At 52.7% G+C, this 2,672-nt stretch carries 1 protein-coding gene and 1 pseudogene; both read right to left on the bottom strand.

Features of this window, described 5'->3' with window-relative positions:
- Positions 1 to 1,464: pseudogene (locus tag ABUA47_RS18310) on the bottom strand (TraG family conjugative transposon ATPase); the annotation flags it as partial.
- A gap of 97 nt (positions 1,465 to 1,561) precedes the next feature.
- Positions 1,562 to 2,672, bottom strand: a 1,111-nt coding sequence (locus tag ABUA47_RS18305) for a group II intron maturase-specific domain-containing protein (RefSeq protein ID WP_349831859.1), incomplete at its 5' end; no start/stop codon positions are given.

The raw sequence follows: 2,672 nt of genomic DNA, 5'->3' as shown, positions 1-2,672 counted from the left end.
ACGCGTGCCCTCGGCGAGCGGCCCGATCGCCACGTCCATAGCACCGCCCAGCTCGCCGCTCTCGGTCTTCGTGATCTTGTCGTCCTCGGTTTTCCAGAGTGTCAGCAGCAGCGTCTTGATGCTGTCCTTCTTCTCCACGTCGAAATAGTAGTCGTCGGTGTAGAACGGGTTGAAACTGATGGGATGTTCCTCGGTATAGGTAAAATACACGCCGTCCTCACCTTTGGTCTTACGCCGGATCAGCTCGCAAAGACCCTGGTAGCTGTTACCGGTATCCACCAGCACGACATGCGTGCCCTGCTCCCAGTATTGGCGGACTAAATGATTCATAAAGAATGACTTGCCTGACCCCGAGCCGCCTAACACGAATTTATTCCTGTTTGTAATGATCCCTTTTTTCATCGGTTCGTCCGAGATGTCCAGGTGCAGGGGCCTGCCGCTTACGCGGTCGCACAGCTTGATGCCGAAAGGGCTGGACGAGGATTTATAGTTGGTTTCCTCCGTGAAGAAACAGACTGCGGGCTCGATGAACGTGTAGAACGATTCCTCGGCGGGGAAATCCCCCGCGTTGCCCGGCATACCCGCCCAGTAGAGCGTGGCGGCGTCCACGGTGTTGTGGCGCGGGCGGCACTCCATCAGAGCGAGCTGGCTGCCCACATCATTGCGGATATGCCGGAGCTCCTGCACGTCGTCCGACCAGGCCAGCACGTTGAAATGGGCCCGGACGGATTGAAGACCGAACGAGTGCGCCTCATTGAGATACTGGTCGATCCACTCCTTGTTTATCTGGTTTCCGCGGGAGTAGCGGGAAAGGGACTGCATGTTACGCGCACGTTTCTCGAACATACGCAGGTTTTCGTCGCTGTCTTCCAGGAACACGTACTGGTTGTAAAGGTGGTCGCAGGAAAGCAGAAGCCCCACGGGGGCCGCGAACGAGAGCAGGCAGTCCGAACGGTCGGTGGAAAGACGCTCGTAACGGGTATCCGTACCCACGCGCCCCGGCAGGTCTTCCGTGTCCGAGAGCGTGTGCAGGCACACCCGTTTGTTGCCCACGCGCAGAACCTCGGCCCCCAGCTCGATGTCCTGAAGAGAAGTCGTCTCCGAGAGCGAGAGGGAAAAGTACCGCTCCAGCAGGCCCGGACAATCCGCCGTACCCGTGATCTCGTCCCCCGTGAGGCGGACAAGGGTCAGGAAACCCGAATCGTTCAGAATACGCTCGAACTGTTCCGCCGCCTCCAGGAATTTTGTCGCCGATTCCCGGTTTACCTCTTTGGGAATGATGTTGCCCCGGCAGAGGGTCGAGAAGTCTGAACGCATGTGCATACGCTCCCTCGTCGTTTTCGTCAGGTAGAGGAAGCAGGCGTGGGTCAGAAACGGACGCTCGTTGAAATGCCGCTCGTAACTGCGGGAGAGGAAACTCATGTCCCCCTCGCCCGTGGCCGGGCGGTAACGCTCGCGGATGAAGTCGGGTAGGTCAGGGACATTACTGCCCCTTTCCCCCCTAAGAACCGTACGTGAGAGTTTCCCCTCATACGGCTCAAGCAACTCAATGCTTTTATTTCTACATAAAAGCCGGCTCATAATCCTCTGTTTTTAACTGGTAATAACTTCTGCGGCAACCGTCATGAAGAAGAAAACTATCCATTCGGTTATTTGTCAGCTGTTTTACGACACTCCAAGAGTGTTCGTTGTCTATCGGCTCACCACAGTAGGGACAGCAGCGTTGTTGTCTCTTCCAGAGATGCAGCAGTGATTTATACCCGTTGAGCGATTGGAGCATTTTGTAGGTTTCCCTGTGTTCAAAATATTCCTTCCACTGCGGGTCGTATGGGTTTGCATCCCCTTTGATTTTTACAAACCGCTTTATTTTGGTGTCGTACAGTCGTTTCAGCACGATTATACTTTCGGGTTTTCTCTTGTTGGGAGTGACCGCGAAAGTCCATTTACGGTTGTTAATCTTGTGGAAATACTTGTCAGCAACCCAATACTTCCCCTTTTTCGGGTGTCGGCGTTGTGCCCACTGCCATAACTTTTCGAAGATCAGTTTGTCAGCTTTCCTGAAAGTCTTGGATGATACGGAGTAGCGATAGTAATTCGCCCAACCCGTTATGATCGGGTTCAGTAGTCTTATCAGGGATTCCTGTTTTGCTCCCTTATGAGCTTCGATGGTTTTCCGGATTTTGACCATAAACCTTTTCAGACTCTCTTTTGACGGTTTTATCAGAAGTTTTCCGTTATACTTGCGAATGTTGTATCCGAGAAAATCGAATCCTTTGCCGATGTGAGTTATCTTCGTTTTTTCTTCTGACAGGGTAAGCCCCCTTGCATGGAGAAACTCACGAACAATAGGCAAGATCTCGTTTTGCAACAATTCCTTCGATGCTCCGGTGATTACAAAATCATCGGCGTACCGTATAAGGTGTACCTTGTAGCTGGTATAGACGCCCTTTTTACAGTGTGTCTTAAACCGTCTTTTCAGTACCGCCTCCAATCCGTCAAGGGTCATATTGGCAAGGGTCGGCGATATGATACCGCCTTGCGGCGTGCCTTCAACCGTCGGGAATAGCTCGGAGTTGTAAACAAAACCACTGTTCAGCCATTTGCGGAGCATCACTTTATCCATCGGGATATTATTCAGCAGCCATTCGTGGCTTATGTGGTCGAAACAGCCT

The organism is Bacteroides sp. RTP31139st1_H2_RTP31139_211217, from assembly GCF_040227615.1.
Classification (GTDB): Bacteria; Bacteroidota; Bacteroidia; order Bacteroidales; family Bacteroidaceae; genus Bacteroides; species Bacteroides uniformis.
Note: the sequence above shows the minus strand (reverse complement) of the source record. Positions and strands in the feature narration are given on the sequence as shown.